Annotated in this window: 20 protein-coding genes; 12 read left to right on the forward strand and 8 right to left on the reverse strand. The window is 37.6% G+C overall.

Annotation, left to right across the window (positions count from 1 at the left end):
• The first annotated feature begins 213 nt into the window (after window positions 1-213).
• Together JOE44_RS23320 and JOE44_RS23325 are read left to right on the forward strand one after the other, a co-directional pair.
• Window positions 214-3,003: a SusC/RagA family TonB-linked outer membrane protein gene (locus tag JOE44_RS23320; protein WP_209788176.1), complete on the forward strand. Its 2,790-nt coding sequence runs from the start codon at window positions 214-216 to the stop codon at window positions 3,001-3,003.
• 14 nt (window positions 3,004-3,017) lie between these two features.
• Window positions 3,018-4,484, forward strand: a complete 1,467-nt coding sequence (locus JOE44_RS23325) for a RagB/SusD family nutrient uptake outer membrane protein (RefSeq protein ID WP_209788179.1) — start codon at window positions 3,018-3,020, stop codon at window positions 4,482-4,484.
• Between the two features lie 77 nt (window positions 4,485-4,561).
• Here JOE44_RS23325 and JOE44_RS23330 read toward each other — a convergent pair whose 3' ends face one another.
• Window positions 4,562-5,485 carry an AraC family transcriptional regulator gene (locus JOE44_RS23330; protein ID WP_209788182.1) on the reverse strand — a complete coding sequence of 308 codons (924 nt, stop codon included), beginning with the start codon at window positions 5,483-5,485 and terminating at the stop codon, window positions 4,562-4,564.
• A gap of 182 nt (window positions 5,486-5,667) precedes the next feature.
• Between JOE44_RS23330 and JOE44_RS23335 the strand changes: the two genes are divergently transcribed.
• From JOE44_RS23335 to JOE44_RS23345, 3 genes are all read left to right on the forward strand, one after another.
• Window positions 5,668-7,197: an aldehyde dehydrogenase family protein gene (locus JOE44_RS23335; RefSeq protein WP_105681085.1), complete on the forward strand. Its 1,530-nt coding sequence runs from the start codon at window positions 5,668-5,670 to the stop codon at window positions 7,195-7,197.
• 207 nt (window positions 7,198-7,404) lie between these two features.
• A complete protein-coding gene (adhP, locus tag JOE44_RS23340; protein WP_209788196.1) occupies window positions 7,405-8,439 on the forward strand; it encodes an alcohol dehydrogenase AdhP in 1,035 nt (344 codons plus the stop codon).
• A gap of 89 nt (window positions 8,440-8,528) precedes the next feature.
• Window positions 8,529-8,912: a DUF779 domain-containing protein gene (locus JOE44_RS23345; RefSeq protein WP_105681083.1), complete on the forward strand. Its 384-nt coding sequence runs from the start codon at window positions 8,529-8,531 to the stop codon at window positions 8,910-8,912.
• Between the two features lie 9 nt (window positions 8,913-8,921).
• Here JOE44_RS23345 and JOE44_RS23350 read toward each other — a convergent pair whose 3' ends face one another.
• Both JOE44_RS23350 and JOE44_RS23355 read right to left on the reverse strand, forming a co-directional pair.
• A complete protein-coding gene (locus JOE44_RS23350; RefSeq protein ID WP_209788199.1) occupies window positions 8,922-9,434 on the reverse strand; it encodes a hypothetical protein in 513 nt (170 codons plus the stop codon).
• Between the two features lie 28 nt (window positions 9,435-9,462).
• Window positions 9,463-10,662 carry a dicarboxylate/amino acid:cation symporter gene (locus JOE44_RS23355; RefSeq protein WP_209788202.1) on the reverse strand — a complete coding sequence of 400 codons (1,200 nt, stop codon included), beginning with the start codon at window positions 10,660-10,662 and terminating at the stop codon, window positions 9,463-9,465.
• 93 nt (window positions 10,663-10,755) lie between these two features.
• On the opposite strand from JOE44_RS23355, the gene JOE44_RS23360 reads away from it, so the two are divergent.
• From JOE44_RS23360 to JOE44_RS23370, 3 genes are read left to right on the forward strand one after another with little or no spacing between them, the layout of a single operon-like run.
• Window positions 10,756-11,670 (forward strand): J domain-containing protein, encoded by a 915-nt coding sequence (locus JOE44_RS23360; protein WP_209788204.1) that lies wholly within the window; start codon window positions 10,756-10,758, stop codon window positions 11,668-11,670.
• Window positions 11,671-11,673: 3 nt separating this feature from the next.
• Complete coding sequence (locus JOE44_RS23365; RefSeq protein WP_209788206.1) at window positions 11,674-11,976, forward strand: chaperone modulator CbpM; 303 nt, start codon at window positions 11,674-11,676, stop codon at window positions 11,974-11,976.
• Between the two features lie 38 nt (window positions 11,977-12,014).
• Window positions 12,015-12,542, forward strand: coding sequence for a hypothetical protein (locus tag JOE44_RS23370; RefSeq protein WP_209788209.1), 528 nt, complete (start codon window positions 12,015-12,017; stop codon window positions 12,540-12,542).
• A 56-nt stretch (window positions 12,543-12,598) separates the two neighbouring features.
• Here JOE44_RS23370 and JOE44_RS23375 read toward each other — a convergent pair whose 3' ends face one another.
• Window positions 12,599-13,597, reverse strand: a complete 999-nt coding sequence (locus JOE44_RS23375) for a pyridoxal-phosphate dependent enzyme (protein WP_209788211.1) — start codon at window positions 13,595-13,597, stop codon at window positions 12,599-12,601.
• A 167-nt stretch (window positions 13,598-13,764) separates the two neighbouring features.
• Window positions 13,765-14,994 carry an FtsX-like permease family protein gene (locus JOE44_RS23380; protein WP_209788213.1) on the reverse strand — a complete coding sequence of 410 codons (1,230 nt, stop codon included), beginning with the start codon at window positions 14,992-14,994 and terminating at the stop codon, window positions 13,765-13,767.
• Window positions 14,995-14,998: 4 nt separating this feature from the next.
• Between JOE44_RS23380 and JOE44_RS23385 the strand changes: the two genes are divergently transcribed.
• On the forward strand, window positions 14,999-16,195 hold the full coding sequence (locus JOE44_RS23385; protein ID WP_209788216.1) for a DUF1343 domain-containing protein: 1,197 nt from the start codon (window positions 14,999-15,001) through the stop codon (window positions 16,193-16,195).
• Here the strand turns inward: JOE44_RS23385 and JOE44_RS23390 are convergent, their stop codons facing one another.
• Genes JOE44_RS23390 through JOE44_RS23400 form a run of 3 tightly spaced genes read right to left on the reverse strand, consistent with a single transcriptional unit; the run spans window position 16,196 to window position 18,228 of the window.
• Entirely contained in the window at window positions 16,196-16,402 is a 207-nt protein-coding gene (locus JOE44_RS23390) for a hypothetical protein (RefSeq protein WP_209788219.1), read from the reverse strand.
• 4 nt (window positions 16,403-16,406) lie between these two features.
• The gene (locus JOE44_RS23395) at window positions 16,407-17,039 is read right to left on the reverse strand and encodes a DUF3575 domain-containing protein (RefSeq protein WP_209788222.1); all 633 of its coding nucleotides are present in this window, start codon (window positions 17,037-17,039) and stop codon (window positions 16,407-16,409) included.
• A 13-nt stretch (window positions 17,040-17,052) separates the two neighbouring features.
• Window positions 17,053-18,228 carry a thioredoxin fold domain-containing protein gene (locus JOE44_RS23400; protein ID WP_209788225.1) on the reverse strand — a complete coding sequence of 392 codons (1,176 nt, stop codon included), beginning with the start codon at window positions 18,226-18,228 and terminating at the stop codon, window positions 17,053-17,055.
• A 296-nt stretch (window positions 18,229-18,524) separates the two neighbouring features.
• Here JOE44_RS23400 and JOE44_RS23405 point away from each other — a divergent pair, with 296 nt between their 5' ends.
• The 3 genes from JOE44_RS23405 to JOE44_RS23415 all read left to right on the forward strand — a co-directional run bounded on the left by JOE44_RS23405 (window position 18,525) and on the right by JOE44_RS23415 (window position 26,151).
• Window positions 18,525-20,108 carry a histidine kinase gene (locus JOE44_RS23405; protein ID WP_209788229.1) on the forward strand — a complete coding sequence of 528 codons (1,584 nt, stop codon included), beginning with the start codon at window positions 18,525-18,527 and terminating at the stop codon, window positions 20,106-20,108.
• 130 nt (window positions 20,109-20,238) lie between these two features.
• Window positions 20,239-22,812, forward strand: a complete 2,574-nt coding sequence (locus JOE44_RS23410) for a zinc-dependent metalloprotease (protein ID WP_245169909.1) — start codon at window positions 20,239-20,241, stop codon at window positions 22,810-22,812.
• Window positions 22,813-22,818: 6 nt separating this feature from the next.
• Window positions 22,819-26,151 carry a SusC/RagA family TonB-linked outer membrane protein gene (locus JOE44_RS23415; protein WP_209788244.1) on the forward strand — a complete coding sequence of 1,111 codons (3,333 nt, stop codon included), beginning with the start codon at window positions 22,819-22,821 and terminating at the stop codon, window positions 26,149-26,151.
• Window positions 26,152-26,156 lie beyond the last annotated feature (5 nt).

Below are 26,156 nucleotides of genomic sequence, written 5' to 3' on the forward strand. Positions count from 1 at the left end.
ATTTTAATTTTGAAATTTATTAAAATTCCGTTAATATTTAAAATGACTTATTTTTTGTTAATTTTTTAAATACAATTAAAATGATTCCCCATCATTTTTCAAGTATCAATGTGAATCTCTCCGTTCTGGAAGCCTGTTTTCAGCATTTAATGAATTGATGTTACAGATATTTATTAACATATTTGTCCCTTGAATATATTAAAATCTGTTAATATGAATGTGAAGTTACATGTATTAAGTGCAGGAGCTTTGTTTTTTTTAGGACAAGCTGCTTTTGCGCAAAAATCTAAGAATGATTCTGTTCTGAAGGAGAATAAGATCGATGAGGTAATCGTTACTGGATACCAGAAGAAAAAAGCAGATGAAATTACCCAGGCTCAGGCTGTTGTGGGTGGAGACGAAATCAGAAGGAACTCTCCTACAACATCTATCGGTAACTCTTTACAGGGTAGAGCTTCAGGGGTATTTGTACAAAGTACTACTGGGCAGCCAGGTGCTGCTGCTACCATCCAGGTGAGAGGGATTGCCGGTGTTGGAGGTTCTTCAGAGCCTACTTACGTAGTAAATGGGATGTACATGACTGCAAGACAGTTCAGTGCAATCAACCCTGCAGACGTAGAGTCTATTTCAATTCTTAAAGATGCTGCTGCTACAGCACAGTATGGTGCGAGAGGAGCAAATGGGGTAGTTGTAGTAACTACTAAGGCCGGAAAAGCTGGGAAAACTCACTATTCATTTGAAACTAAATTTGGTTTCAGTGAAAAGCTGAGAGACAAGAACTACACCATGATGAACTCCAGAGAGCTGATGGATTTCCAGAATCAATTGGGATACCTTGGATTTAAGCCGAGATCTCAGCAGGAAATGGACAGACTTGCTGCTTTTGATCACAACTGGCAAAAAGACCTGTTGAAGCCTTCAAGCATCCAGTCTTACTTGTTCAGTGCTCAGGGTGGATCCAGAGAAAGTACTTTCTACTACTCTTTAGGGTATGATTCTGACAACGGGATTATCAGAGATATCGACGGTCTTAAGAGATATACAGGTAACTTCGGATTTACGAATAAGCTAAGTGAAAAACTGAACGTAGGAATCAACCTTGGTGTTCAGTATCAGGAAACACAAAATTTCAGAGACAGAAACAATACACAGAACCCATTTGGAGCAATGTATAAATATGCTCCTTACGAGCCTGTTTACAACCCGGACGGAAGCTATAATCAGACAATGAGAGCGGGTTCTAACGTTGTTGAGCAGATCCGTAATTACAGATTAGATGATCAGAGACTGAGAATTCCGGTAACGTTATTCGCTGAATATAAAATTATCGATGGTCTGAAGTTTAAAACAAACTTTAACGGACTTTTCGATTGGTACATGGGAACTCAGTGGCTGAAGAAAGGTTCAAACCTGGATATCACAGTGAACAAAGTTCCTACAGGTTCATTGAACAAAAATTCATTCTATACATTTAACTATACTTGGAATAACTCCATTAACTATAAAAAATCATACGGAAGCCACAACTTCGATTTCTTAGGATTTATCGAATATAACGATAACTACAACGAAACAATGAACGGTGGAGCTTACGGATTGAAGTCTCCAGCATTAAATGTTCCATCTATTACGACACCGTCTGACAGAAATACATTTACCGGGGTTAAAGTAAGAAATACCCTGTTCAGTTTAGCAGGTATGTTAAACTATGACTATGAAGGTAGATATTTGGTAACAGGATCATTGAGAAGAGATGCTTCATCAAGATTTGGTGCCAATAACCAAAGTGGTATTTTCTGGTCTGCAAGTGCTGCCTGGAATATCGCGAAGGAAGAATTCATGAAAGGTGGTTTTATCAATGATTTAAAACTTAGAGGATCATATGGTACGACAGGTAATGACGGAACACTGCCGGATTACTACAACGTAACCAATGTCAGCTATGGTTTATATGGTGCTAACGGAGCATTATATCCTGGTACATCCAGCAGCTTTATCATCGGTAATAGTAATCTTAAATGGGAATCTAACGCGATCACCAACTTAGGAGTTGATTTCACAATGTGGAACAGAAGAATCCGTGGATCCGTTGAAGTTTACAAAAATAAGAGAAAAGATTTCGTACAGCTTGTACCTTTGGATAAACAAGAAGGAGGATACTACCAGTATATCAATGCGGGAGATATGTCTCAGAAAGGTCTTGAAGTTGAGCTTAGCGTAGATGTAATCAAGCAGAAAGATTTCCAGTGGAACTTACATGCTAACATGTCTTTCCAGAAATCAGTTCTTGATAAGTTAGCAGACGGTCAGACAGAAAGAAACTTGGGAGATACTTATCTTAAAGTAGGTGAAACTCCTTATGTATTCTATAATGTTAGATTTGCAGGAGTAGATCCAAGTAATGGAAATGCATTATATTATGATAAAGCTGGAAATATTACTAATGTTTACAGTGCTTCTAATGCTGTTCCTCTTACTGATAAATCTCCATTCCCAAAAAGCTTTGGTGGATTCGGAACTACAGTTCAGTACAAAGGACTTGATTTCAGTGCAGACTTTGCATTCAAGTTAGGTGGATATACGTATAACAACATGTATGCTGCTGCTGTTGACCCAACATTGGCTGTTGCAGGTAGAAACATGGCGCAGTCTGCTGCTCAGGTTTGGCAAAATCCAGGAGATACAGGAGTATTCCAAAAAGTTGACTCAAACGGTATGCGTGATTCTGATCAGTGGATTGAAAAATCTGATTACTTAAGATTAAGATCACTTACATTAGGATATACATTTGATAAAGCGTTCCTTGGAGAAGGATCTCCTATCAATAAGCTTAGAGCATATGTACAGGGACAAAACTTATTTACAGTAACTAAATTCCACGGAGAACCTGAAGTTTCAGTAGGATCTGGTGAATCTACAGCATTGTTCGTTCCTGGAGCATATAACCTTTATACTTATCCAGCTGTAAAAACAATCTTGGTAGGATTGCAATTAGAATTTTAATATTGAATAGCTTTATGAAAAAGAATATAATAAAAATAAGTTTAGCTGCGTTAACCATTTTTGTTTCGTTAACGTCTTGCGACAGAAATTTAGATCAGATCTCTTCAATCAATGAAGATCAAAGCCAGGCAATGACCAGACCTGAATCATTCAGACAGGCTATGGACGGTGCCTATACAGTTCTTAAAGGAGCTGGATATTACAGTGGTGATACAGGAAGTCAGCTTATTATGGGTGACCTTACTACAGACAACCTAATCCGTACAGCTTCAGGAAGAAATACCAACTTTGCAGCGTCAAACTTTGAATTTTCTTCTGATAACTCACAGACGACAGGATTATACAGTGCAGCTTACCTTGTAATCAGCAGAGCAAACTTTGTATTGTCTTACATCAATAACGGAGTATTATCAGGAGCGCAGAAAACAAATATAGAAGCTGAGGCAAGAGCATTAAGAGCAGCCGCTCATTTTGATATTGTAAGAGCATATTCTCAAATCCCAACTCAGTCTGCAGGTGCTAAAAACTCTGTTGGAATCTATTATGCTGAAAATTATAATCCTTCTAATACAACATCATCTCGAAACCTGACTGTTGAGCAGGTATATGATAAAATTATCGCTGATCTTTTATTTGCCGTTGATAATATTACACAAAATGATGCTGATAAAGGAAGATTAAGCAAAGCAGCTGTATACGGATTGTTATCAAGAGTAAATCTTTATAAAGGAGATTATACCAATACAATTAAATATGGTGAACTAGCATTAGGACTTTCTCCAAGCATCACAACACTGGATAACTTTACAAGAATCTGGAAAGAAAATGAAGGTTTATCCAGAATTACTGACGGAGTATTATTCCAGGTATCGAACGCTGCGGCAGAGCCAAATAATACTGTTGGTGCAGCTTATAACCAGTCAGTTCCAGCTCTAAGGTCTGAGTTTGTTGTAGATTATGATCTATACACAGCTTATGCAGCTGACGATATCAGAAAAGCAGCTTATTTCACAACCAGTACATATAGCGGACAAAAGTACAACCACGTTACAAAATATGCTGGTAATGGTGGCCCTGCTAACATCGTACCGGTTAAATATCTTAGATCTGCTGAAGTATTATTGAATGTTGCTGAAGCTTATTACAGAACAGGTAATGGTGCACAGGCTCTTGTTTTATTGAACAAACTAAGAGCAGAAAGACATTCTTCATTTACTCCAGGTACTGAAACAGGACAGCCTCTTTTAGATGCTATTCTGAAAGAAAGAAGATTGGAACTTGCATTTGAAAATGACAGATGGTACACATTGAAGAGATTAAACCTTGCTGTTCAGAGATCAGGGAAAGGAGACCTTTTTGACGGTACAGGTGCACCAGCGGTAGCACAGACTCTTGAGGCTGGAAACTTCAAATGGCAGTGGCCAATTCCTATTACGGCAATTCAGGCTAATCCAAAAATTGAACAAAATAAAGGTTACTAATTTTGTAATTATTGTTTTTTTACATAAGAAGGGCTCCATTAATTGGAGCCCTTTTTTATTGGTATATTGTCAATTAGCTATCTCGTAATCATCCTATCCTGATAACTTTTCGGAGTTGCTCCTTCCAGTTGTTTAAATACCCTAGTGAAGTAATTGGTATCTGAAAATCCCGTCTGAAAAGCAGTTTCTTTGATACTGGTCTGGCTGGCTAGCAATTCTTTTGCCCTGTTAATTCTCTCCTGCAGAATAAAATCATTAGGGGAAGTTCCCAGCTCATCTTTGAACATTTTAAAGAAATTCGATTTGCTTACATAAGCCAGTTTAGCGATACTGTCAATGGATAATTTCTGGTGCAGATTTCGTTTAATATAATCCACCACAAAACCTATTCTGGATTTATTCTTTACAATATTCTTCTCTACCATACTCCTTGCCTGGGTCTGCATCAGTCTGATCAGAAGTTCTTTCAGAGCAAAATCAGCCATGATATCCTTTTGAGAATTATCATCCATGGCAATTCTCATAATATTATTGGTAGCTGAAGCAAGGGCTTTATTATTAAACAGAAAATACTCATCCAGCTGAATATTCCATTGTGAGGTTTCATCTACTTTGGGAAGGTGGTAATTGAGATAATTAAGGGAATCCTCAATAAAATCTGGATTAAGACTTAATGAAATGCATTGCGTAGGAGTCTCATCCGCTTCAGGAAAATCAATCACCATCGTTTCGCCCGGTGCTACCAGAATACTTTCTCCCGGATAATAATCGAAATAACTGGTTTTATTATCCAGTTTCATATGCTTTTTACCTCTCAGCATAGCTGTAAACGCAATATTTTCAAAATGAAGTTTTACATCAAAAGCAGCCTCATGAGTTTCATAAATACTGAACTCACAATTGTTTAGATTGAATTTCGTCTGGTGTTCAACAAGACTCAATAGCTGGTTCTCCTTACGTAATTCAGGAGTATTTAATAAAATCTTACTATTGTTATTCATTTCTAAAATTTTTTGAAAAGGAGGTAACTCAAATATAGAAAATTTGACCGTACGTTGCTGTTAATAAAATACTAAAATTGAAGCCCTTGCACTATTTTACACTTTTTTTATACGATTGTGCTATACTCTTTTGGGCATCTCAGTGTAATTTGGCTTTATCGAAAAATAAAAACAATACTAATATGAGCACTATTACAGAACCAAGATCAACGACCCTTTTACAGCGTCCGGAGTTCAAAAACAGATATGATAACTATATTGATGGTAAGTTCACACCGCCTGTTAAAGGACAGTATTTTGACGTAGTCTCTCCGGTAGACGGGAAAAAATTTACCCAGGTAGCCCATTCCTCTAAAGAAGATTTGGAATTGGCTGTAGATGCTGCGGATAAAGCTTTCCGTACCTGGAAAAACACTTCCTCTACAGAAAGAAGCATTATTCTGAATAAGATTGCAGACAGGATAGAACAGAATTTAGAATATCTTGCTACAGTAGAAACAATAGACAACGGGAAGGCCGTAAGAGAAACACTGGCTGCAGATTTACCTTTAGCCATTGACCATTTCAGATATTTCGCGTCTGTAATTCGTGCAGATGAAGGATCTCATAATGAACTGGATAAAGACACGGTATCTCTGATTGTTCATGAACCTCTTGGAGTCATCGCACAGATCATCCCATGGAATTTCCCGATACTTATGGCTGTCTGGAAACTCGCTCCGGCATTGGCAGCTGGAAACTGTGTGGTGTTGAAACCTGCAGAAAGTACCCCCGTTTCAATCATGGTTTTAATGGAATTGATCGGAGACCTTTTGCCTGCTGGTGTCATCAATATTGTTAACGGATTTGGAGCTGAACTTGGAAGAGCTTTAGTGACCAATCCGAAAGTTGCCAAAGCAGCATTCACCGGATCTACTGCTACAGGACGTATGGTAATGCAGTATGCCACAGAAAATATCATTCCTGTTACCCTGGAATTAGGAGGGAAATCACCCAATGTATTCTTCAATTCAGTAATGGATGCCGATGATGAATTTTTAGATAAAGCGATAGAAGGAGCCGTACTTTTTGCTCTTAATCAGGGTGAGATCTGTACGTGTCCTTCAAGGCTGCTGGTTCAGGAAGGTATCGCAGATGCCTTTATTGAAAGAGTGATTGAAAGAGTAAAAGCTATCAAAGTGGGAAATCCTTTGGATAAAACCGTGATGATGGGAGCACAGGCTTCACAGATTCAGAAAGATAAAATCCTTTCTTACATTCAGCTTGGAAAAGAAGAAGGAGCAGAAGTTCTGGTAGGAGGAGATGTCAATAACCTTGGAGAAGATTTGGAAGACGGATACTACATTCAGCCTACAATTTTCAAAGGAAATAACAGAATGAGAATTTTCCAGGAAGAGATTTTCGGTCCGGTGCTGGCGTTTACCACTTTCAAAGATGAAGAAGAAGCGATAAAAATTGCCAATGATACCATCTACGGACTTGGAGCAGGAGTTTGGACCAGAGATGCTCATCAGCTGTACAATATTCCGCGTCAGATTGAAGCAGGAAGAGTTTGGGTAAACCAATATCATTCATATCCTGCAGGAGCGCCTTTCGGAGGTTACAAACAATCTGGAATCGGAAGAGAAAACCATAAAATGATGCTCGACCATTACCGTCAAACCAAAAACATGCTGATTTCTTACAACAAGAATAAGCTAGGTTTCTTTTAATATTATTTAGGACGTGCCCGATTGCCTTGGCTTTTTCCAGGGCAAAACGGTCGGGCTATCCAGGGCTGCACTTCGTTTCGGTGCTTCATTGCATTTCGCACCGGCTCGTTCCTCGCCGCCCTTACTATCCCTCACGCAAAGAACTTATCTGTTCAGAAGTGGATATAAAAACAAATAACCCAAATAACTCAATCCAAAAAATAAGATATGATTCCAAAAACAATGAAAGCAGCAGTAGTTCAAGGCTACGGCCAGCCACTGAAAATAGAAGAAGTACCTGTAAGAGAACCCGGAAGATATGAAGTCCTTGTCAAAGTAATCGCCTGTGGGGTTTGCCATACAGACTTACATGCTGTGGATGGCGATTGGCCTGCAAAACCCAAAATGCCTCTTATTCCAGGACATGAAGGAGTAGGTATTGTGGTGGCCTGTGGACCGGAAGCTTTTGTAAAAGAAGGAGATGCAGTAGGAGTTCCATGGCTGTACAGTGCATGCGGATGCTGTGATTACTGTATCACTGGCTGGGAAACCCTTTGTGAAGCACAGAAAAACGGAGGGTATAGTGTAGATGGCGGATTTGCAGAATATGTCATTGCGGATTCAAGATATGTAGGACATTTGAAATCAGATGTCAACTTTCTGGAGATTGCTCCTATTTTATGCGCTGGAGTAACGGTTTATAAAGGATTGAAAGAAACAGAAACAAAACCCGGAGAATGGGTGGCTATCTCAGGAATCGGAGGTCTGGGACACGTAGCTGTTCAGTATGCAAAAGCAATGGGAATGCATGTTGCAGCCATTGATGTGGCAGATGATAAACTTGAACTGGCAAAAAAATTAGGTGCGGATCTTGTCGTTAATGCAAAAAATACAGATCCCGGAGAATATTTACATAAAGAAGTTGGCGGAATGCACGGTGCATTGATTACAGCGGTTTCACCCATTGCATTTAAACAGGGAATAGATGTGTTGAGAAGAAAAGGAACCATTGCTCTGAACGGTCTTCCTCCGGGCTCTTTTGAACTCCCTATTTTTGAAACCGTTTTAAAAAGAATCACAGTCCGAGGTTCCATTGTAGGAACAAGAAAAGATATGCAGGAAGCACTGGATTTTGCCAATGAAGGATTGGTAAAAGCTACGGTCACTGCCGCAAAACTGGAAGATATTAATGATGTTTTTGATAAAATGAAAAAAGGTCAGATTGACGGCAGAATCGTTTTGGATATTGCCGGCTCAAATTAATTGATGATGTGTTGTGAATCCCGGTTAGAATATATTTTACCGGGATTTTTTATTACGATACATTTTGTTTTTAAGCTAAAATAAGAACAATGGAAACAAAAATATCAAGACTATCTGCAACGGAGCAGGCTCTTGAAGTCATCCATAAGCTGGAAGACCAATATGGTCCCCTGATGTTTTATCAGGCAGGAGGATGCTGTGAAGGTACACAGCCGCAATGTTTCGAGAAAGGAGGGTTTTTTCCCAGAATGAATGATGCCATGATTGGTACCATTAGTGGATATGAGTTCTGGATAGACCGTGATCTTTTTGAATACTGGCAATATTCCCACTTTACACTCGATGTTACAGACGGTTTCGGGCCAGGTGGCTTTTCACTGGAAACTCCTTTAGGAAAAACTTTTAAAGTTCATTACAGACTTTTTACTCCCGATGAATATCAAAATCTGGAACCGGTAAAACGTAGTGAGTAAAGCAAAGGATTAAGGTTTTTGAGCAATATAGATAAGCTCTCTTTCAAACTCATACTTCCCTTTTGAAATTCCTCTTTTCAGAATGAAATATTGAGTGACAGCAATTACTAAAGCGACTCCTGCAAACATAAAGTTTTTTTGATCACCCAATATATTGACAAAAATTGCCACGAAGCAAAAACACAGAATCATCATCCAGTTAAATATCTGAAACCCCGAAGGAAAAAATTCTACAAAGACAGAAGATTGACCATTTTTATCAGAAATAGTCCCCTGAAATAAAGGATTACTCCGATTCATATCAAATAACCTGGCTCTTCTTTTAATAGTAAAGCTGTTTGCATCAATCATTCCCCGATATTCAAACCGCGTGGGAATTGAAGAATCTTTTTCCAGAGATATGAAGGTAGTATTGGTTTTATAGGTTACTTTCCATAATCTCTGTATGAGTTCTGCACTATTGATATTGAGATCAATATTCAGGCTGTTGTATAAGCCAATGCTTTTGAAAAATGAGTTCATCTGTTAAAAGAAAATAATTCAACAACAATCAGACTTTTACAAACCGGTTGACAAACATGGCGGCGACGATATCTCCTACAGCATTCAGAACAGTAGCCAAAGGATCTACCAAAGTCCCGATAATCATCACCGCAGGAATGGCTTCCTGAGGTAATTTATAAACAGAAATCATCAGCATTTCCCCGATATATCCACCATTGGGAATTCCTCCGGCTACAATACTTACGAAGACTGTAATTCCTAACGCTAAAAGTAGGTTGGCAGGATCAAAAAAGTCTCTTCCAATAATTAAGAATGCTACATAAATTTTAATAATAGAAGACATGGAAGATCCGTTTTTATGCAATGTAGTCCCAATAGGAATCACAAGATTGGCAATAGAATTCGGAATTCCGATTTTTGAGGCTGCCTGCAAATTAGCTGGCATCGTTGCAAAACTGCTGCAGGTACTTATTGCCGTTAAGGTAGGGTAGATGGCATTCGTCCAGAAACTTTTGACTCCTTTCTGCCCATTCGCCATAAAAGCATAAATAGAAAAGAACACCAGAAAATAAATAATTCCTGCAATATAATAAAGCCCCAACGGCTTTGCATAAAATCCAAAAAGCTGTGGTCCTAAAGTGGCCACCTGATACGCAAAATATGCACCCAAACCAATAGGAGCAAGCTTCATAACCAATAATAGCAATTCTTTCATCACTTCATATCCGGAAGCAATAAAAACCCTGAAAGGCTGTCCTTTTTCTCCTGTTTTCCTGGCTGCAAATCCTGTCAGAAATGCAAATACCAGAAGAGCCAGCATATTCCTTCTTGAGAAAAGTTCAGTGAATTCTCCCACAGTAAAGAAACTTACAATTCTGTTACCCCAAGTATCCTCATTGGCAGCTTCTGTAATCATCTCAGAGCTTCCTGAGACACCCGAGACCGGGAAAAGATAGACAGCACAGATTGTAAAAACAGCTGCTGTGAGAATAAAGAATAAAAAGGTAAGAGACATCACAAGGATGATCTTTCCAAATTTAGACTGCTGTTCCAGAGAAGAAATAGAATTGGATACCGCAAAAAATACCAAAGGCACTACACTCACAAAAAGAAGATTAAGAAATATATCTCCCAAAGGTTTAATATATTCCACAAAACCAGGAGCAACAATTCCAATGATGCTTCCAATGGTGATTCCTAAAAGTAAAAATATGATTCCGGAGTAGTTTTTCAGTACCTCTTTCATGTAGGGCTTTTTATCAAAGATAAGTTTATTTTTAACATTTCGTTATACAATTTTCAGACCTAAAATTCATAAATTTGGGTAAACCTCATTTCTATGGCTTATATAGATTACTATAAAATTCTAGGCGTAGATAAAAGCGCAACACAGGATGATATTAAAAAGGCCTACCGTAAGCAGGCAAGAAAACATCATCCAGACCTTAATCCTGGAGATAAAGAAGCAGAAAAGAAATTCAAAGAGCTGAATGAAGCCAATGAAGTGCTCAGCAATCCTGAAAACAGATCAAAATATGATAAGTACGGAGAAAACTGGAAGCATGGCGAAGAATACGAAAAAGCCCAGCAGCAACAGCAAAGACAATATCAGCAGCAAAGTTATAACGGAGGATATTCCGGAGCTGACTTTGGTGAAGGAGAAGATTTCTCAGATTTCTTCCAGAATATGTTCGGTGGATCTGGTAGCGGATTCGGTAAAAGTTCAAGAGGAAGGGCTTCCGGTAAATTCAAAGGTCAGGATGTAAAAGCTGAACTGAGCCTGAACTTAAGAGATGCTGCAAAAACCCATCCGCAAACCTTTGAAATTAATGGGAAAAAAGTCAGAATTACTATTCCTGCAGGAGTATATGACGGGCAGCAGATCAAGCTGAAAGGACACGGAAATCCAGGAGTAAACGGAGGACCAAACGGAGATTTATACATTACCTTCAATATTCCGGTTGATCCGGATTTTGAAAGAATCGGTGATGATCTGAAAACCAAAGTAGCGATTGATCTGTATACAGCTGTTTTAGGAGGGGAAGTGAAAGTAAATACCCTTGAAGGCAGTGTAAACCTTAAAGTAAAGCCTGAAACCCAAACCGGAATGACGGTAAGACTGAAAGGAAAGGGCTTTCCTGTCTATAAGAAAGAAGGAGAACATGGAGATCTTTTTGTAACCTATGAAGTGAAACTGCCCACCAACCTTACCGAAAAGCAGAAAGAACTTTTTGAACAACTAAAAAATTCCTAAGCCATGAGTGAAAGAATATCGCGGGAAGAACTCGTAAAAATCTATAATATAGAAATTACTTTTTTTGATGAGCTTGTAGATTATGGGCTGCTGAATATTCATATTGAAAATAATATTCATTACCTGATGTATGAAGACCTGCCTGATCTGGAGAAATTTGCCAACTGGCATTATGATCTTGAAATTAATCTGCCCGGCCTTGAAGTAATTCATAATATGCTGAAAAAACTGGATGCTCTGAACCGCAGAAACAGAGAACTAATGAGTAAACTTTCTGCAATAAGTAATCAATATGAAGATATTTAGTTTAGTTTTGTAGCTTTTTAAAGCAAACTCTATAATTTATGAATGAAGAAAAGGTGATTACCCTAAAAACAGATAGAAAGATTTTTGAAGATATTTATTTTAGCGGTAATCAGGGAAGTCTGCTTTTTTCTCCTACAACGAAAGGTAAAACCATTGCTACCATTGGAGCAGCAGTGATTGTTTTCATTGTTTTTCTTTTGAAAGATCTTCTGAGTAAAGAAAGTGTGGGGATTTTATACTTTTTGAGTTTTATATTTTTGCTGTGTGCCATTTTTTTGTCTGTCAGCGTTAATAAAGTTTCAAGATGGAAAAAACAGGTGAATCACTACTTAAATGTACTGGAAAAGTGTAAAGTCTATGAAATCAGGTTTGATCAGAATTTTTTCACGGTGAATATTGATGGTGAAAAGGAAACCAGTGAATGGAAAGATTTTGAATACTTTGACAGCAATAATGAATTTATTTCCCTTGAAGGAAAATACAGTTATATGTTTCCCAGGAAAGCAATGAGCGAGAAAGAATACAGTTTTCTTAAATCTAAATTAAAAGAAAATATCAAGCAATAAAAGTAAAAACGGAGCAAAATTTTGCTCCGTTTTTTTATGATCTTTAAAGAGGTTTATTAACCTTCTTTGTTTTCTTCCAGCCAACCCATTTCTTTCATCCATTCGTCATTGTAGATTTTTCCTACATATCTTGAACCGTGGTCATGAAGTAAAACTACAATGACATCATCTTTAGTAAACTGATCTTTCATCTGAATCAAAGAAGCAATGGCGCTACCCGCAGAATATCCACAGAAAATACCTTCTTCTTTCGCCAGTTTTCTGGCATAGATGGCACCGTCTTTATCCGTTACCTTTTCAAAGTGATCAATCACAGACATATCATAGTTTTCAGGAATGATATCTTCTCCGATACCTTCTGTAATATAAGTATAAGCATGATCGTAATGCAGTTCTCCTGTCTCGTGGAATTCTTTCAAAATAGAACCGTAAGTATCCACTCCGATTACTTTAATGTTCTCATTTTTTTCTTTGAAGAAAGTTCCGCATCCCGTGATCGTTCCTCCTGTTCCTGCTCCTGCCACAAAGTGAGTCAGCTTTCCTTCCGTCTGTTCCCAGATCTCAGGAGCTGTAGATTCATAATGAGCCGCTCTGTTGGATAAGTTATCATATTGGTTTACGTACCATCCGTTTTCTGTCTCTTTTGCCAGTCTTTTAGATACTGAATAATAAGAACGCGGATCAGTAGGTTTTACGTCTGTAGGACAAACGATTACTTCAGCACCCACAGCACGAAGAATATCACATTTTTCTTTAGACTGCTTGGAATTCGTTACAAAAATACATTTGTAACCTTTGATGATGGCAGCTAATGCCAGTCCCATTCCTGTATTTCCGGAAGTACCTTCGATAATAGTTCCTCCAGGTTTTAATCTGCCGTCTTTTTCGGCATCTTCTATCATTTTAAGAGCCATTCTGTCCTTTACGGAGTTTCCGGGATTGAAGGTCTCAACTTTTGCTAATACTAATGCCGGAAAATCTTCACCTAATACTTTGTTAAGCTTTACCAGCGGTGTGTTACCTATCGTTTCAAGGATATTTTTTGCGTATTTCATAAATGTTTTATAAGCGGCGCAAAGATAAGGCTTTTAAAATTATCTGCGCTGTGGATAACATGTGGATAAGTTGTGGATAACACTGAAATCAACTGATTAACAACAAATATCTTTCAATTATCAATTATCAATTATCAATTATCAATCATCAATTATCAATCATCCTGTTAGTTGTACTTAATCGCCTTCACCGGAGAAATCTTACTGATCAGGTAGCTTGGAATAATCAAAGCCAATCCGGAGATGAAAAGAATTCCCACTGAGATAGATATAATTGCAATTGGATTAAGATCTACCGGAACGGTACTTACATAATAGTTTTCAGGATTAAGTTTAATGATCCCAAAGAATTTCTGTATTAAAATCAGTCCCAATCCGATGGCATTACCATACAAAAGTCCAGGAATCATAATAATCAGGGTATAATTAATGAAGGTGGCTCTTATCTGGGAATTGCTTGCTCCTAATGTTTTAAGAAGACCAATAGAATTTGTTCTTTCAATAATAAGGATCAGAAGAACCATAATAATATTAATCACCACTACAATCAGCATAATAATGATAATTAATGCAATGTTGGTGTCAAAAATACTGATCCAGTCTGTAATCTGAGGGAATTTCTCAGTAGCTTTTTCAGCATAGTTTTTATAGCCGATCAGCTTTTCAATGTCTGGAAAATCTTTGTCGATGTCATTTACATTTTTCAGGAAGATATCTATTCCGCCGATTTCATCAGGTTTCATATCCTGAATTTTTCTGGCATGGTTAATTCCTCCGATAACAAACTGTTCATCAATTAGTTTGATGTCAGTTCTGTAAATTCCAATAACTCTGAATTTACGGTAAAGCGGTTTCTGATCTGCTTTTAAAAATACAGTTACAATGCTATCATTTAATTTGAGATGAAGATCATTGGCTACTTTTTGTGAAATAGCAACATCATTGTTGAAGCCTTTTTCCGTTACTTTTGGAGTTGTTCCGGCGATAAGGAATTTCTTAAACCTCAAACTGTCAAAATCTTTTCCGATTCCTTTAAAAATGATTCCGGCAAAATTGTGCTCATTACGCATGATTCCAGTAACCATCACATATTTTTGGGTACTTTCCACATCGGGAAGCTCCTTTATTTTTGGAATATTTAAGCCCTGGTTATCGAGAACAGAAGTATTGTATGAAGAATTCGAACGCGTGGATCTTACCGTGATATGCCCGCTGAAATCTGCCAGCCTCTCTTTGATAGCTTTTTTGGAACCAAAACCGGTGGCCACGGTAATTAAGGAAACAATAATCCCCAATGCTACGGAAAGCCTGCCAATGAAGATGATAACCCTTGAAAGGTTATTTTTGTTATCTTTGGAAAATGCTATTTTTCTAGAGAAATATAAAGGAAATTTCAAGCTTATGAATTTAGATTTCAAAATTAAAAATTTACTTCTGATTTGCCTAATTTTTTTAGGAGTATTCAACCAATATTATTCTCAGACTCAAGTTCAACCGGATTTTAAAACCGGAGCAGACCAGCCTGAAATATATTTACCCCTGCTAAAAGATAAAACGATAGGAATTGTTACCAATCAGACAGGCTTGATGAATGACAGAACTCATTTGGTAGACTTTCTGGTAAAAAATGGGATTAAGATCAAGTCGATTTTTGCTCCCGAACATGGTTTCAGAGGAGATGCTGATGCAGGTGCAAAAGTGAAAAACGGGGTAGATGTAAAAACTGGAATTCCTATTGTTTCTCTGTATGGCAATAATAAAAAACCAAAGCCGGAACAGCTTGCCGGAATTGATATTGTCATTTTTGATATCCAGGATGTTGGAGTAAGATTCTATACTTATATTTCCACGTTGTCTTATCTGATGGAAGCAGGAGCTGAAAATAATGTGGAGATCATGGTACTGGACCGTCCCAATCCACATGATGGATATACCGATGGCCCTGTATTGAAGAAAAAATGGACAAGTTTTGTAGGGCTGCACGAAGTTCCTGTTGTTTATGGACTTACCATAGGAGAGTATGGAAAGATGGTAAACGGAGAAAAATGGCTGAAAAATGGAGTTCAGGCTAAATACACGCTTATTCCAATGAAGAACTATCATAAAAAGCAGCGTTATCCAATGCTTGATAAGCCTTCTCCTAATTTACCCAATGATAAAGCAATCAATTTATACCCGAGTTTGTGCTTTTTTGAAGGAACTCAGGTTTCTGTAGGAAGAGGAACAGATCTTCCTTTCCAGATTTATGGTTCTCCATGGACGGAAAGCCTGCCGTATCAGTTTACGCCAAAACCAGGCTATGGTGCTAAAGATCCCTTCCTGAACGGGAAGTTATGTTATGGTGAAAATCTCTCCGGTTATCCTAATGATTTAAGAGAATTAAATCTTGAATGGGTTATCAAAGCCTATCAGAATTATAAAAATCCTCAGCAGGATTTCTTCCTGAAAAACCTGTGGTTCGATACCTTATCAGGAACTGATGAATTAAGAAAACAGATCATCGCCGGAAAATCAATTCCGGAAATTAAAGATTCATGGAAAAAGGATCTTGAAAGTTTCGAAAAGATCAGAACCCGATATGTGGTGTACGAAGATTAATTAATCAAAATTCTGGGGCGGATTTTTATCATTTCTGCCCTTATTTAATATAAATAATCCGATTGTCAGTCCGACAACTCCTGCAAAAGCAGTCATTAATGCCCTTTGTAATTTATCAGGCAGATCATTTCCGATATAATTCATTAAAAAAAGGATCACAAAAGTGATCACTAAAATAATGATATGATTTCTTCCGAATAGCTTCATGGTATTATTTTAATTTGTAAGAAATCATTACACCTCCTCTGTAGGGGATGATTTCACCGCTTTTATTGAAATTCTCAGCAGAGTCATAACGTTTTCCCGTGGATTTGTCATACCCTTTATAAAACCCTTGTGATGTTCCAATCGTTCCGTAAATGTCAAGATTCCATCGTTCAGATAACTGGAACTGATATCCAGCTGTAACACCCAGCATCACAGAAAATCCTTTTTGGTACAGATTGGAATTTTTAAGAATTTCTCCATTCCAGTTTTCAAAGGTGCTGTCATTCCAATAACTCCATTTTGTGGCATTGTAAGCCGCCACAGATACGTTGGCCCCAATATACCAATGTTTGAAAGCTTCCGTAAAGTAATATCTTCCTTCTGCAGAAACAGAATAAAATTGTAGTTTATGCCCACCGAAAGATTTCCATGGTGAAATGAAAACGTCTCCCTGAAGCGTATATTTTGGACTAATCTGTTTTTCTATTCCAAGGTTTAAAATACCTAGTGGAGCAAATAAAGCATTTCCTTTTATGTATAAACTTTTATCCTGTCCTCCTTGTTCCTGTTCCTGAGCGCTCAATGTACTTGTAGACAGGAAAGCTAAAATGCCTGCTGCTAATAATTTATATTTCATCCGGTAGTAATGTTTATTTTATTTGCTTTAATAGTTCATCTGCCAATTGAGAATCCTTATTGCCCTGAACTGCCATATTTTTAGACATTTCAGCGTAGTTTTTTGCCATCTCTTTATTTCCTGTAAGATTGTAGAGTTTGGCAAGAATATAAGTGTTTTCTGACGTTTCGCTTCTCATGACAGATTTTTCTGCCCATTCAGTCGCTTTCTTTAATGAAGAGGGTGTTTTTACATGATCTGCAAATATCCATGCAGCTCTTAGAAGCTCATTAGGATCAAAGGTGTCAGAATTTTTATAATAATCTAAAGCCGCTTTTTCGTACTCAGGAAAATTGGTATTTTGTTCATAATAGCTGAGCTTAGTCTGATTCAGTTTTTTTACAGCAGCTTCTTTTCCTACCAATGGTTCGGCAGCTTTCATGAAATAGTCATCGTTGATTTTTTTATTTTTATCATCAATAGACTGTTCTACTATTTTTCCCAATTTGAGCTGAGCATCAAATTCGGTGTATGTTTCTTCAGGAAGGAACTTAACAATCTCCGCCTTTCTGGAGGCAAAAACACTGTAATTGGTATCTTCCGATGATTTTACGAAATAGAGAAGAAAACCAATTTCATCTTTTGTCAATTCTTCAGTTTTCTTTTTATTCTGGAAATATCTTTCTGACGCTTTTTTTGCAAATTCATAATCTGTATTAGCGTTCAGCTTCATGATATTGATAAGAAATTCCGGGTCTTTTTCACCACTGGCAAAACGGTCTTTAAGAGATCCCTTTTTATTTCCGGGTGAATTGATATCCTGAGCCATTGCCACAAACATGCTTTCTTCCATATATCCTGTATTTCTGGAAACAAGCTCTCCTTCACCATTCAGGAAAAGATAAGTAGGATAGGAACGTACCCCGAATTGAGAAGCAATATCTCTGCCTTCTCCTTTTTCCATGTCAAATCTTGCATTAATGAAGTTGGTATTGTAATAATCGCTGACCGCTTTCTGAGTGAAAACATTTTTTTCCATCATTTTGCATGGTCCACACCAGGAAGCATATGCATCAATAAAAACCAATTTCTTTTCTTTTTTGGCTTTTGCAATAATATCTTTGAACGGCAGCTCCTGAAACTTGATGGATTCCTGAGCAGAGATAGCGATGGCACAAAAAATAGATATCCCGGAGATGATCTTCTTCATTTTCAAATAAGATTTGTAGGCGAAGATAATTAATTTTCAAAATATAGCGTGTTGAATCGGTAGTCTGAATGACGATATTAACTAACTTTAAGACTTAAGCTTGTATAGTTTTTTGTTTTTTCAATTTAAAAAATGAAAGATTCAATACGCTTTTATCAAAGGTTTTATTTTCAATATGCTGCATCGGGGTTTAAAAAATTATAATCTAAATTTAATTCACTTTTCAGTCCTGAAATCTTTGTTATATCTTTGCAAACTAATAATTTATAGGTAGAGGAACCCACAATTTAGAGAATTTGATTATTAATTTTAAGCACGCTTTATCCAAAAAGTCCATTTATATTACCGCTTTGTCTGCCTGCCTGATTGCTGTGGCAGCATTTGCTGTTCTTAGTCTTTTGATCACAGAGGACAGCCGGAAAAATACCGATGATTTCGCCAAGAAAACATTCTTCAGGAAATATGAATCCATAGAACATGAATTCAGAAATATTGAAGATTATCAGTATCTGCTTCGTGCACTAATCCAGAAAGACGGTCTGAAAAACTATAAGGATTATTCTTTGGTTTTGAATGATTTAAACAAAAAAAGAAATCTGCTGCCTTACAGCTGGTATTATTATGAAAACAGGCATTCAGGAAAGTCTGAGAGTAACAATCCCTTATCTGATATTTTCAAGAATACAGACCACACCGCAAAGCCCATTGTGATAAGAAATAATGGAACGGGACATTTCAAAGACCTTTTAATTACCAAAAAAGACAGTATGTACTGGGTGAGCTATGATTCTTTGGTACTGCCTGATAAAAACAAGCTGTATTATGGTTCTACGGTTAGCCTGGATGATCTCCATCAATATTTTATCAATGTAGACAAGAGCTCCAATACCTACGCTTATGTCTTTACCAAAGAAGGAATTTGTATTACCCATCCTGAAAAGAAATACATTGGCAAGAATATTTTTGATTTTACAGATATTAAACCTAATGATACTTTGGCCAGCAAAACTGATGTGGGATATACCAAAGGAACAGCGGTTTCAGAATATCTGGGAGTTGAAGTAACACGTTTCATAAAACCTTTAAAGACTGATAATTTTGAGGGATATACTGTAGTGAATCATGTGAATTTTATTATTGATGAAAATATCAGTAAGATAAAAACGTATACTGTTTATATTTTTCTGGCAGCATTGTTCCTTATTGTAACGGTCTTTATATTGTTTCAGAGGGCAACCGGTCTGGCTTACCAGGAAAAAGAGAAAATACAGTCTGAGAAAAATTTATTGCTGATAGAAAACGAAAAGATGCACAAGGCAGAAGTGATCAATCAGCTGCAGCAGCTTAAAAATAATATTAACCCTCATTTTCTGTTCAATTCACTGAACTCCCTTTATATGCTTATCGGGATTAATAAAGACAATGCACAGAAGTTTACCATGAATCTATCAAAGATTTACCGGTATCTTATAGTACCTCCGAAAGAAAATATTGTTCAGGTTTCACAGGAGATAAAATTTATACAGCAGTATATGGAACTTCTGAAAAGCAGATTTGATGAAGAGATGAGGTTTGAACTGATTATTAATGCTCCTGAAAGCCTGGAAAAAAGAATTCCGTATTTATCCCTTCAGATTGTCACGGAAAATGCTACCAAACACAATATTGCAACGATAGACCAGCCCCTGGAAATTATCATTATTGTAGATAAAGACGGAATCACGGTAAAGAATACCTGGCAGCCTAAAACCGAACCGGTGCAGGGAGAGAAATTTGGAATTGATTATTTGAACCAGGTTTATGGATATTTTAAGAATAATCTTCTTCATATTTCTGTAGATGGTGAATATTTCGTATGTTTTTTGCCTTTAATGGAGTAAAAATAAAAATCCATTCACTCCCAAATTATCACCGTTCACTCCCTAATATTATATATATGATTCACGTTACCTATAGCTTTGCGAGCTGAAACTAAGATATTTACTATTTGGAATGAATCGGACTATTTTAATGAAGAATTACAGACTCGCACTGTATCTTGGCCTTGCTATGGCTTCACCAATGGCAATAGCACAGAAAAAAGATAAAGATACAGTAAAGGTCAACAAAGAAAAAACGGATAAGACAGAGACATCCTCATCAAAGAAAACAAAAAAAATTGAAGACCTGCTTAAAAAAGGAACCTATAAAAAGGGACTTTTTAATACCATTCAGGTAAAAACGGATATTTATTTTGAGATCCCGGACAGTTTGATGGGACGTCAGTTTTTGGTGGTTAACAAACTTTCTCAGGTACCTATGCAGGTGAATGAAGCTGGTTTGAACAAAGGAATGAATTATGAAAATAAGGTCATCTCCTTTCACCGTGATCCTGTAGCTAAAAAAGTATGGGTGAAAACTGTGGTTCCTAAAGTGTCATCCCCAAAAAATGATGCCATTACAAAATCTGTGAAAGACAATTTTTCAGAATCTGTAATTGAGGTCTTTGATATTGAGGCACAAAACAGTGATTCTACAGCTGTGGCAATTAAAGTCAACAAAGTTTTTGATGGAAATCAGAAGAGCTTTAACGATGTTCTTGCCAATGTAGGATTGGGAGGATCTGTGAAATCAAGCCTTTCTTATATAGAAGGAGTGAAGACATTTCCTAAGAACCTTGTGGTGAAGTCTCAATTATCTACTTCTGTAAATGAAGGTGGAGTAGATCTGCCGGTAACATTAGGGGTTACTACCAATCTTGTTCTGCTTTCTAAAATACCGATGAGACCAAGAGTAGCGGATTCAAGAGTAGGATTTTTCTCCGAAAAACACTGGTCGTTTAATGACAATCAGCAGAAAATGGATGAAAAATTTTTCATTACCAAATGGAATCTTGAACCCAAAGATGAAGATAAAGAAAAATATTTAAGAGGAGAGCTGGTAGAGCCTAAGAAGCCTATTGTTTATTATATAGACCCGGCAACCCCAAAACAATGGCGTGAAAAAATCATTGCCGGAGTACATGACTGGCAGGCGGCGTTTGAGCAGGCAGGATTCAAAAATGCAGTGATTGCGAAAATGCCGGATGAGAAAGATGAAGATTTTGATATTGATGATGTAAGATATTCTGTGATTACTTACGCCGCTTCGCCAAAGTCAAATGCAATGGGTCCATCAGTGGTAGATCCGAGAAGTGGGGAAATTATCGAAGCAGATATCATCTGGTGGCATAATGTAATGACTTCTCTTCATGACTGGATGAGAATTCAGACAGGACCTATCGATCCGAAAGCAAGAGGTAATAAATTCAGTGATGAACATATGGGTGAAGCGATCCGTTTTGTTTCATCTCATGAAGTAGGACATACTTTCGGACTGAAGCACAACATGGGGGCTTCATTTGCATTTCCGGTAGAATCGCTTCGTTCAAAAGAATTTACTGACAAAATGGGCGGTACGGCACCTTCCATTATGGATTATGCACGTTACAATTACGTAGCTCAGCCGGAAGATGGTGTTTCAGCTATCACTCCGAAAATTGGTCTTTACGATAAATATGCCATAGACTGGGGTTACCGTTGGTATCCGGATGAATTTGTCGAGAAAAAAGCGCTGAAAAACTTAATTGAAAAACACGAAGATGACCCGATGTATTTCTATGGTGAGCAGCAGAGCTACCTGGAGACCATCGATCCGCGTTCGCAGTCTGAAGATTTAGGGGATGATGCGATGAAAGCCAGCGAGTATGGAATGAAAAATCTGAAAGTGGTTATTAATAATCTCTTGAAATGGAGCTATGAAGACGGTAAAGAATATACAGATGCCGGAAAACTGTATCTGGGAGTTATCGGGCAATGGGATCTGTATACAGGTCATGTGATGGCGAATGTGGGAGGAATTTACCTGAATCATACTGTTTTTGGCAACAAGAAAAAGGCGTATGAAGCTGTTCCTGCAGACATTCAGAGAAGAGCTGTTGATTACCTTGTTAAAAATGCGATCAACCTTCCGGAATGGTTATTCTTTAATCCGATTACCGAAAAAACATATCCGGTTAAAGACTCACCTATGGGACCATTCGAACAGACTCCCTATACCACAGCTAGAGGAATGCAGTATGCGAATATCTATTCTTTATTTATGGATGACAGATTGCTGAGGTTGCTTGAAAATGAATTGAAACATCAGATGTCCGGTTCAAAAGAAGAAATCTACACGGTAGAGAATTTATTTGATCAGGTAAGAACAGCTATTTTCAGTAAAAAAGGAAGCCTGACGATGCTTGAAAAGATGACTCAGAAAAATTATGTGGATGCCCTGATCGTTTCTGTGAACAAATTATTTGAAAAAACAGCAGTGAAAGGATTGAAAACAGATAATACTTTGAATATCCCAACCATCTGTAATTTCCATGAAGATGATCATGGTCTTAGGAATATCAATTATTCATCCATGAAAAGAGTATCTGAAGTCACTACCTATAAGAGGGCGGAACTTCAGAAGGTTCTGGACTTATTGAACAGAACAAGATACAGAGGTGATGATGCTTCCAGAGCGCATTACACAGATTTAATCATTCGTATTCAAGAGGCTTTAAACAAATAAACGGAAATGAAAAAAACTCTAATACTTTTACCTCTTTTGGCTGCTAATATAGCAATGGCCCAGCAAAAGAAAACCATCACCGGGAAAATAGAAGATTCCAATACTTCACATATTATTACCGGTGCATCTATAAAAATTGAGACACAGTCCGTCTCTACAAAAACAGAATTAGAAGGAATTATTGAAAGTGTATCAGTAGGTACAGTGACCGATAAGGACGGAAAATTTATCCTGGAAATCCCTGCTGATACAAAAACCGTATTGGTAAGTTACCCAGGTTATGAATCCCGAGTGATTCAGCTTAATGAAGGACAAACGAACTATACCATAAGATTAACTTCTGAGATTTCAGACAAAAATAAGATCCAGGAAGTAATCATAACCGGATATCAGAAAATTGAAAAACGTAAACAGACCTCAGCGGTTTCTACAGTGAAAATGGACAACATCAGCCAGGCTGGTGTTGCCAGTGTAGACCAGATGCTGGCAGGGCAGATTGCCGGTGTGGCTGTAACTCCTGAAACAGGAGCGCCCGGAAGTCCTGCGAAGATCAGAATCAGAGGTACAGCTTCTCTTTCCGGTCCTCAGGATCCACTATGGGTAATTGATGGCCTTCCATTGGAAGGAAATGATGTTCCGAACTTTACGGATAAAGATAATATTGACCAGCTTCAGAACTTCTCTATTGCAGGATTAAACCCTAATGATATTGAAGATATTACGATTCTTAAAGATGCGGCTGCAACTGCAATTTACGGAGCAAGAGCAGCAAACGGAGTGATCTCCATTACAACCAAAAAAGGAAAAAAAGGAAGTCTGAAGCTGAACTTTTCAGCAGATACTTTCGTAACATCTCGTCCTGATTTTGATAAACTGAACCTTCTAAATGCTTCCGAAAAAGTAGATCTTGAACTAATGCTTGCCAAGCGTGCCGATCTTACCTACCGTGCCGATAAAGGAGAAGTAATGAGAATTCTGACTCAGAACAGCCAGCTTGAGGCTTTCAGAAACGGAGGTTTTGATGCACTGAATTCATTCACACGACAGCAAATTAACGGTCTAAGAAATAACAACACAGACTGGGGCAAACTGTTATACAGAAATGCCATCAACAAACAATATGGATTAAGTGTTTCCGGAGGAAGTGACAGAGCAGATTACTATTTCTCCCTGGGATACTATGATGAAGAAGGAACAACTATCGGTACAGGGTTTAAACGTTATAACCTGACTTTAAAAAACAATTATAAATTAAGCGATAAGTTAAATGCAGGAATCTCTATTTTCGGAACTCAGAGTGAACGTACATCTTTTGTAACGGATGCTGATGCTTCAATCAACCCGGTTAATTATTCAAGAAATGCCAATCCTTATCTGAAACCTTTCAATGCAGACGGAAGCTACAATTATGATAAAGATATGGATGGTTTTGAAGACCGCTATATTCCTTTCAATTTCCTTGAAGAAAGAGAGAATACAAACTATTCACTGAAAAATAACTCGCTGAAAGCGATTTTAGATTTAGAATATAAAGCTTCAAAAAATTTAAGATTTACCTCACAGTTAGGTCTTCAGTACGATGCTAATAAAACAGAAAAGTTTGCAGCAGAGAATACCTATTTCACCAGAAAAATGAAAGAAAATACCCGTTATTACAAAGACGGTAAATACAATTACTTTCTGCCAGCGGGTGCCGTAAAACAAAATTGGGATAATGATTTCTTCCAGTACAACTGGAAATTGCAGGCTGCGTACAGCACAAAGATCAATTCAAAACATGAAATTGATTTGATGGCCGGTACGGAAATCCGTAAAACGGAGGATAATACAACGATTACGAGAGCTTTCGGATATGATCCAAAAACCAGAAGAGCTACGGCAATTGTTTTCCCGAATTCAGGTTTTGCAGCAGATAAAAGATATGAAACGTACCGTGAAGCCGCTCCTATAGAGAATGCTTATGCTTCTATGTTTGCCACAGCATCTTATACGTACGATCAGAAATATACATTCTTCGGAAGTGTAAGATATGACGGGACCAACCTGTTCGGGGTGAATAAAAAATATAAATATCTTCCAATATGGGCACTTTCAGGATCATGGCTGGTGACGAAGGAAGACTTCATGAAAAATATTTCTGCAGTATCTAACCTTAGATTGAGAGCTTCTTACGGTCTTCAGGGGAATATCGACAGAAATACATCGCCATTCTTTATTGGGGAATATAATGATGCGACGATTCTTCCGGGAGTAAAAGAAGGAGTCATCAATGTTATCAGCCCACCGAATGATAAATTGAGATGGGAAAAAACTACCAATACTAACGTTGGTCTTGATTTAGGATTGTTCAATAACCGTGTAAGCCTTACCGCTGATGTTTACAGCAGAAAAGGTACGGATATGATCAGTATGAAAGAAACTCCTCTTGAAACAGGGTTTGAATATACAATGATGAACTGGGGAAGCTTGACTAACAAAGGTTTTGAATTGGCAATATCTACCAGAAATATCAATCATGATAATTTCAAATGGACGACTACCATCAACTTTGCACACAACAAGAGTAGAGTATTGAGTGAGCAGCCCCGTGATAATGCTTTCCTTCCTTCAAGAGAAGGTCTGCCTGTAAATGCTGTTTTTGCTTTGAAAACCGCAGGAATGGATGAACACGGAAACCCATTGTTCTGGAAAGGAGATCAAAAGATTTCTGCAGTAGAATTCTTTAAATTATATGATGTATATGCAGATTTCCTTCCTGGACAGCTTGTGGATACCAAACTTTCAAACGCTGAGCTGAGAAGTCTGTTTACGTACGTTGGAGACAGAGATCCGAAGTTTACCGGAGGTATTATCAACACATTTAAGGTAAGTAATTTTGATCTTACTATCTCTGCAACATTCAATCTGAAGCAGACGGTAATGAGAACGCCTTCTTACCGAGGTATGGATCTGGACAGAGGAAGAAACTATACAAGAGATATCTATGAAGCAGGAGGTTCACTTCCTGGAATTACAAGTCCTGATATGGATGCTAACCCGGACGGATGGATGGCGAATAAATGGTTTGCCGGAAACCGCTCAAGCGCATACAATCTGCTTGATATATGGGCAAAAGAAATCAGCTATATCAGAATCAGCAGCATCCGTTTAGGCTATACGCTTCCGAAAGAATTTACCAATCCTATGGGAATCAGTAGTTTGAGGCTAAGTGTAGAAGGGCGTAACCTGTTTGTATTCAGTAATGGATATAAAGGATATTTTGATCCGGAAACGTATGGTAATATTTATGCACAGCCTATCACCAAGTCGGTAACAGTAGGATTTAATGTTTCTTTTTAAAACTT

Source organism: Chryseobacterium sp. PvR013, assembly GCF_017833095.1.
Lineage (GTDB): Bacteria > Bacteroidota > Bacteroidia > Flavobacteriales > Weeksellaceae > Chryseobacterium > Chryseobacterium culicis_A.

What these genes read in the sequence shown, in the direction of transcription:
- JOE44_RS23395 (WP_209788222.1), bottom strand. Translation starts at nt 17,039, where the DNA reads ATGAAATATAAATTATTAGCAGCAGGCATTTTAGCTTTCCTGTCTACA.
- JOE44_RS23335 (WP_105681085.1), top strand. Translation starts at nt 5,668, where the DNA reads ATGAGCACTATTACAGAACCAAGATCAACGACCCTTTTACAGCGTCCG.
- JOE44_RS23345 (WP_105681083.1), top strand. Translation starts at nt 8,529, where the DNA reads ATGGAAACAAAAATATCAAGACTATCTGCAACGGAGCAGGCTCTTGAA.
- JOE44_RS23360 (WP_209788204.1), top strand. Translation starts at nt 10,756, where the DNA reads ATGGCTTATATAGATTACTATAAAATTCTAGGCGTAGATAAAAGCGCA.
- JOE44_RS23410 (WP_245169909.1), top strand. Translation starts at nt 20,239, where the DNA reads ATGAAGAATTACAGACTCGCACTGTATCTTGGCCTTGCTATGGCTTCA.
- JOE44_RS23370 (WP_209788209.1), top strand. Translation starts at nt 12,015, where the DNA reads ATGAATGAAGAAAAGGTGATTACCCTAAAAACAGATAGAAAGATTTTT.
- JOE44_RS23375 (WP_209788211.1), bottom strand. Translation starts at nt 13,597, where the DNA reads ATGAAATACGCAAAAAATATCCTTGAAACGATAGGTAACACACCGCTG.
- adhP (WP_209788196.1), top strand. Translation starts at nt 7,405, where the DNA reads ATGATTCCAAAAACAATGAAAGCAGCAGTAGTTCAAGGCTACGGCCAG.
- JOE44_RS23355 (WP_209788202.1), bottom strand. Translation starts at nt 10,662, where the DNA reads ATGAAAGAGGTACTGAAAAACTACTCCGGAATCATATTTTTACTTTTA.
- JOE44_RS23350 (WP_209788199.1), bottom strand. Translation starts at nt 9,434, where the DNA reads ATGAACTCATTTTTCAAAAGCATTGGCTTATACAACAGCCTGAATATT.
- JOE44_RS23325 (WP_209788179.1), top strand. Translation starts at nt 3,018, where the DNA reads ATGAAAAAGAATATAATAAAAATAAGTTTAGCTGCGTTAACCATTTTT.
- JOE44_RS23385 (WP_209788216.1), top strand. Translation starts at nt 14,999, where the DNA reads ATGAATTTAGATTTCAAAATTAAAAATTTACTTCTGATTTGCCTAATT.
- JOE44_RS23415 (WP_209788244.1), top strand. Translation starts at nt 22,819, where the DNA reads ATGAAAAAAACTCTAATACTTTTACCTCTTTTGGCTGCTAATATAGCA.
- JOE44_RS23400 (WP_209788225.1), bottom strand. Translation starts at nt 18,228, where the DNA reads ATGAAGAAGATCATCTCCGGGATATCTATTTTTTGTGCCATCGCTATC.
- JOE44_RS23365 (WP_209788206.1), top strand. Translation starts at nt 11,674, where the DNA reads ATGAGTGAAAGAATATCGCGGGAAGAACTCGTAAAAATCTATAATATA.
- JOE44_RS23330 (WP_209788182.1), bottom strand. Translation starts at nt 5,485, where the DNA reads ATGAATAACAATAGTAAGATTTTATTAAATACTCCTGAATTACGTAAG.
- JOE44_RS23390 (WP_209788219.1), bottom strand. Translation starts at nt 16,402, where the DNA reads ATGAAGCTATTCGGAAGAAATCATATCATTATTTTAGTGATCACTTTT.
- JOE44_RS23320 (WP_209788176.1), top strand. Translation starts at nt 214, where the DNA reads ATGAATGTGAAGTTACATGTATTAAGTGCAGGAGCTTTGTTTTTTTTA.